Annotated in this window: 4 protein-coding genes and 2 pseudogenes; 4 read left to right on the top strand and 2 right to left on the bottom strand. The window is 66.2% G+C overall.

Annotated features, from left to right (window positions below; all coding sequences use genetic code 11):
• Window positions 1–280: pseudogene (locus VGG53_RS10830) on the top strand (cyclodehydratase); the annotation flags it as partial.
• A 42-nt stretch (window positions 281–322) separates the two neighbouring features.
• Window positions 323–1,666 carry an ABC1 kinase family protein gene (locus VGG53_RS10825; protein ID WP_331518059.1) on the top strand — a complete coding sequence of 448 codons (1,344 nt, stop codon included), beginning with the start codon at window positions 323–325 and terminating at the stop codon, window positions 1,664–1,666.
• A gap of 34 nt (window positions 1,667–1,700) precedes the next feature.
• On the opposite strand, the gene VGG53_RS10820 is transcribed toward VGG53_RS10825, so the two are convergent.
• Window positions 1,701–1,970: a WhiB family transcriptional regulator gene (locus tag VGG53_RS10820; protein WP_331518058.1), complete on the bottom strand. Its 270-nt coding sequence runs from the start codon at window positions 1,968–1,970 to the stop codon at window positions 1,701–1,703.
• 490 nt (window positions 1,971–2,460) lie between these two features.
• Entirely contained in the window at window positions 2,461–4,572 is a 2,112-nt protein-coding gene (locus VGG53_RS10815; RefSeq protein WP_331518057.1) for an ATP-dependent DNA helicase UvrD2, read from the bottom strand.
• A gap of 87 nt (window positions 4,573–4,659) precedes the next feature.
• On the opposite strand from VGG53_RS10815, the gene VGG53_RS10810 reads away from it, so the two are divergent.
• Together VGG53_RS10810 and VGG53_RS10805 are read left to right on the top strand one after the other, a co-directional pair.
• Window positions 4,660–4,914 (top strand): mycoredoxin, encoded by a 255-nt coding sequence (locus VGG53_RS10810; protein ID WP_331518056.1) that lies wholly within the window; start codon window positions 4,660–4,662, stop codon window positions 4,912–4,914.
• Between the two features lie 70 nt (window positions 4,915–4,984).
• Window positions 4,985–5,182 (top strand): annotated as a pseudogene (locus tag VGG53_RS10805) (RDD family protein); the annotation flags it as partial.

Genomic DNA, 5,182 nt, shown 5'->3' with positions numbered 1-5,182 from the left:
CACCAGCTGCCTGGGCTGCGCCGATCTGCACCGCAGGGACCGCGACGCGGCCTGGCCCGCCGTCGCCGCGCAGCTGCGCGACACCGTCGGCGTTGCCGACCGGGCGACGCTGCTGGCCACGGCGGCGCTGGCGCTCAGCCAGATCAACCGCGTGATCGAGGCCGTGCGCGGCTCCGAAACCGAGCCACCCGCGTCGCTGAACGCAACGCTGGAATTCGACGTCCACGCCGGATCGATCGTGGCGCGGCGGTGGCCGAAACATCCACTGTGTTCCTGCTGAAAACAGTTGTTGCCAGATCGGTGCGGCGAACACAGCCTCGTCATGGATGATGGACACGTGTCAGAGATCAAACGGAACGGCGCCGCCCGCAACGTGAAGCTAGCAGGCCTCGCAGGTGGCATAGCGGGTCGCACAGCGCTCGGCTTCGGCAAGCGGCTGGCCGGCAAGTCGCAGGACCAGGTCAACGCCGAACTGATGGAGAAGGCGGCCAAGCAGCTCTTCACGGTTCTCGGTGAGCTCAAGGGCGGCGCGATGAAGGTCGGCCAGGCGCTGTCGGTGATGGAAGCCGCGATCCCCGAGGAGTTCGGTGAGCCCTACCGCGAAGCGCTGACCAAGCTGCAAAAGGATGCCCCGCCGCTGCCCGCCGACAAGGTGCACCGGGTGCTCGACGCGCAGCTGGGCACGAAATGGCGTCAACGGTTTTCCGAGTTCGACGACACGGCGGTGGCCTCGGCCAGCATCGGCCAAGTGCACAAGGGGGTGTGGGCCGACGGTCGTGAAGTCGCCGTCAAAATTCAGTACCCCGGCGCCGATGAAGCGCTGCGGGCCGACCTGAAGACACTGCGGCGCATGATCGGTGTGGTCAAACAACTCGCACCGGGCGTGGACGTCGAAGGCGTGGTCGACGAGCTGATCGAGCGCACCGAGATGGAGCTCGACTACCGGCTGGAGGCTGAGCATCAGCGCGCCTTCGCCAAGGCTTACGAGGGCGACCCGCACTACCTCGTCCCGCGCGTGGTGGCCAGCGCCCCCAAGGTCGTGATCCAGGAGTGGATCGAAGGCATTCCGATGGCGGACATCATCCGCAGCGGCACCGTCGAACAGCGTGACCTAATGGGAACCCGGCTGGCCGCCTTCCTCTTCGACTCGCCGCGCCGGATCGAGATGATCCACGGCGACGCCCACCCGGGCAATTTCATGCTGATGCCCGATAACCGGATGGGGGTCATCGACTTTGGCGCGGTGGCGCCGCTGCCCGGCGGATTCCCAATCGAGCTGGGGATGACAATCCGGCTGGCCCGCGACAAGAACTACGATTTGGTGCTGCCGACGATGGAGAAAGCCGGGTTCATCCAGAAGGGCCAGCAGGTGTCGGTGCGCGACATCGACGAGATGCTGCGCCAATACGTCGAACCCGTCGAGGTCGAGGTCTTCCACTACACGCGTAAGTGGTTGCAGCGCATGACTTACCGTCAGCTGAACCAGAGTGTCGCGCAGATCAAGACGGCACGACAGATGGATTTGCCGCCCAAGCTGGCGATCCCGATGCGGGTGCTCGCCTCGTCAATGGCGATCCTGTGTCAGCTGGATGCGCACGTGCCGACCCAGGCGCTCTCCGAGGAGCTGGTTCCGGGCTTCGCCCAGCCCGACACGGCAGCCATCTAAAGCTCTCAGCAGCAACACTTTTCGCCATTGTGGCTCAGGCCGCGATCGAGTCTTTGCGGGGCCGTCCACGGGGTCGTTTACGGTTCACCACGCAGCCACGATCGAGGATCTCGCCGCCCCACACTCCCCATGGTTCCGCGCGTTCCAGCGCCTCAGCCAGGCACACGAGTCGAATCGGGCACTCGTTACACAGCGCCTTGGCGCGTTCCAAATCCGACGGGCTGTCAGCGAACCACAGGTCGGGATCGCTGACATGACAAGGCAACTCCGGCTGCTGCTGGTCGGGGACTGTCGGTCTCGACATATCCTGCTCACCTGCTTCCTGGTCTGGCGGTATTGCGGGGATCCGGACCAGTGGCGGGTTGTCCAACCAAAAACTTTGGCCACGGATCCTGTGACTTCGGGTCCGTGGCCATCTGGCGAAATTGCGGGCTGATTACCTAGCTCGAGCCCCAATCACGGACGCGTCGGTCGCGGCGGCGATGCGCTTGTGCGACGCCGCCGAGGCGGCGGCATGGGCAGCATGGCGGGAGCCAGCGTCGCCGGCCGGGCGTACACCGAACGCGTTGATGTTGATCATCGTGGCTCTCCCCTCTCGTCTGGCTGCTGCCGCTGCGCGTGAAAACTGCGGTTCGAGGCTAGATGCTAGCAGGTCGACGGGGCAAGCGATTTTCTGACCTGCAGTTTTAGTGGCGACCCGCTGCACGCGGCTGCGCCGCGCTGGCGATCGCCGCGCAGTTTTAGTGGCGACCCGCTGCACGCGGCTGCGCCGCGCTGGCGATCGCCGCGCAGTTTTAGCTCCGGCTGCGGACGAGATCCAACACGTCCGGCCCGAACTGTTCGAGCTTGCGGGCGCCGATGCCGGGGATGGCGACCAGTGCGGCGTCGTCGGTGGGCAGCAGTTCGGCGATCGCGATCAGCGTGTTGTCGGTGAACACGACGTAGGCCGGGACATTCATCTCCTTGGCGGTACGCAGTCGCCAGTCCTTGAGCTGGAGAAGGAGCTCGTCGTCGATGTCGGCGGCGCACGTCTCGCACCGGCGAAGCATGATCGCGGCGGGTGTGGTCAGTGCGTTGTTGCAGATCCGGCAGCGTGATGCGGGGCCGCGATTGCGTCGGGGCCGGCTCGGAGTGGGGTCGGCTTGCGTTTGCGGGGACAGGCCGTTGAGAAAACGGGACGACTTACGACTCTGCCGTCCGCCCGGGTTCCGGGACAGCGACCAACTGAGCGCCAAATACATTCGCGCCCTGGTGATTCCGACGTAGAGCAGTCGACGCTCCTCTTCGACCGCCTCACTTTCGGGGCCATGGGCCAACGCATGCGAGATCGGCAGCGTGCCATCGGTCAATCCGACCAGGAACACGGCGTCCCACTCCAGCCCTTTGGCGGCGTGCAGCGAAGCCAGCGTGACGCCCTGCACCACCGGCGGGTGGCGCGAGTCGGCGCGGGTCCGCAACTCGGCGATCAGCTCGGGCAAGTCCAGCGCCGGCCGGTGCGCGACCTCTTCGTCGACCAGTTCGGCCAGCGCTACCAACGCTTCCCAGCGCTCGCGGGCCCGAGTTCCGGTCGGCGGTTCGGCCGTCAGACCCAGCGGTTCGAGCAGCCCCCGCATTATCTCGGGCAGCGGCACCTCCACGTCGACGTCGCGGTTGGCAGCCCGCTGCAACACCAGCAGCGCTTGGCGGATCTCCTGGCGGCTGAAAAAGCCTTCACCGCCGCGGACCTGATACGCGATGCCGGCCTCGGTCAACGCCTCCTCGTAGACCTCGGACTGCGCGTTGATCCGGTACAGCACGGCGATCTCCGACGGCGGTGTGCCGGCTTCGACGAGCCGCGAGATCGACGCTGCCACCGCCGCGGCTTCGGCGACCTCATCGGAATGTTCACCAAACGTCGGCTCGGGGCCGGGATCGCGCTGGCCGACCAGGTGCAGCTTGCTGCCGGCCACCCGTCCCCGCGCGGCGGCGATCACCCGGTTGGCTAGCGACACGACCTGTGGTGTGGACCGGTAGTCGCGTTCCAGGCGCACCACGGTGGCATCCGGGAAGCGCCGCGAGAAGTCCAGCAGGTAGCGCGGCGAAGCCCCGGTGAACGAGTAGATGGTCTGGTTGGCGTCGCCGACGACGGTCAGGTCGTCGCGATCGCCCAGCCACGCCGACAACACCCGCTGCTGCAGCGGCGTGACGTCCTGATATTCGTCGACGACGAAGCAGCGGTAGCGGTCCCGGAACTCCTCGGCGACCGCGGCGTCGTTCTCGATTGCGGCCGCGGTATGCAGCAGCAGGTCGTCGAAGTCGAGCAGGGCAATGCCTTGCGCGTCGTTGCCGCGGGACTTGAGCGTCTCGTAGGCCGCGTACACCGCAGCGACCTTGGCGGCGTCCAGCGGAACATCGCGGGCGGCGGCCGCCACCGCCTCGGGATACTGCTCGGGCGAGATCAGCGAGGCCTTGGCCCACTCGATCTCACCGGCCACGTCGCGGACGTCGTCGGTGCTCAGCTTCAAGCCGGCGCCGGTTGCCCCGCGCGCGACGACGGCGAACTTGGTATCCAGCAACTGCCAACCGGTGTCGCCGACGACCCGCGGCCAGAAATACCGCAGCTGCCGGTGTGCGGCGGCGTGAAACGTCATCGCCTGCACCGCGCCAACGCCGGTTTGCGCGTCAGCTCCCAACGCCCGCAACCGAGTTCGCATCTCACCGGCCGCGCGCTGAGTGAAGGTCACCGCCAGCACCTGACCCGCGGCGACGTGACCGGTCGCGACGAGCTGGGCGATGCGGTGGGTGATCGTGCGGGTCTTACCGGTTCCGGCGCCGGCCAGCACGCAGACCGGCCCCCGGGGAGCCAGCACAGCCTCGCGCTGCTCGTCATCGAGGGCGGCAACCAAGGAGTCCGTGATCACCGGCATGGTGTCCATCTTGGCAGTGATCGCCGACAAACGTCCGGCAGCGCCACGCCGCGGCATACCGGCGGGGCCAACTATGTTTGTAGAACTATGACCAACGCTCCTGTGACCCTCTACAGCACGCAGTGGTGCGGCTACTGCCACCGGCTCAAGACGGCGCTGAAGTCGGCCGGTATCACGTACGACGAGGTCGACATCGAGCAGGACCCCGCAGCGGCGGACTTCGTGGGCTCAGTCAACAACGGCAACCACGTCGTACCGACAGTGAAGTTCGTCGATGGGTCAACGCTGACCAATCCAAGCGCCAACGAGGTCAAGGCGAAGCTGGCCGAACTGGCCAGCTAACAGATAACGCCTTCATCGGAGGCCCCTCGCGTTGCCAAATTTCCCGCCATACTGAAGCGGCGTTTGCGGGCCGAGTTTTCTGGGCCAACTAGCGCTGGGCGTGGCAATTGCGGCGGCCGCAATCTATTTCATCGGGAATTACGGTTACCGCCAAGGGCGGACTGGGTCGAGCATCGGCAAGTCGGTACTAGGGTTCCAGGTGATCAGTGAAAAGACCGGCCAGCCAATCGGATTCAGTAGATCACTGCTGCGGCAGATCGCCCACATC

Origin of the sequence: Mycobacterium sp., assembly GCF_036490025.1 — a bacterium.
Taxonomy (GTDB): domain Bacteria; phylum Actinomycetota; class Actinomycetes; order Mycobacteriales; family Mycobacteriaceae; genus Mycobacterium.
This window is presented reverse-complemented; position numbering and strand designations above follow the sequence as displayed.

Bases quoted from the DNA above. Each gene is read 5' to 3' on its own strand.
- VGG53_RS10810 (WP_331518056.1), top strand. From the start codon at position 4,660: ATGACCAACGCTCCTGTGACCCTCTACAGCACGCAGTGGTGCGGCTAC.
- VGG53_RS10815 (WP_331518057.1), bottom strand. From the start codon at position 4,572: ATGCCGGTGATCACGGACTCCTTGGTTGCCGCCCTCGATGACGAGCAG.
- VGG53_RS10820 (WP_331518058.1), bottom strand. From the start codon at position 1,970: ATGTCGAGACCGACAGTCCCCGACCAGCAGCAGCCGGAGTTGCCTTGT.
- VGG53_RS10825 (WP_331518059.1), top strand. From the start codon at position 323: ATGGATGATGGACACGTGTCAGAGATCAAACGGAACGGCGCCGCCCGC.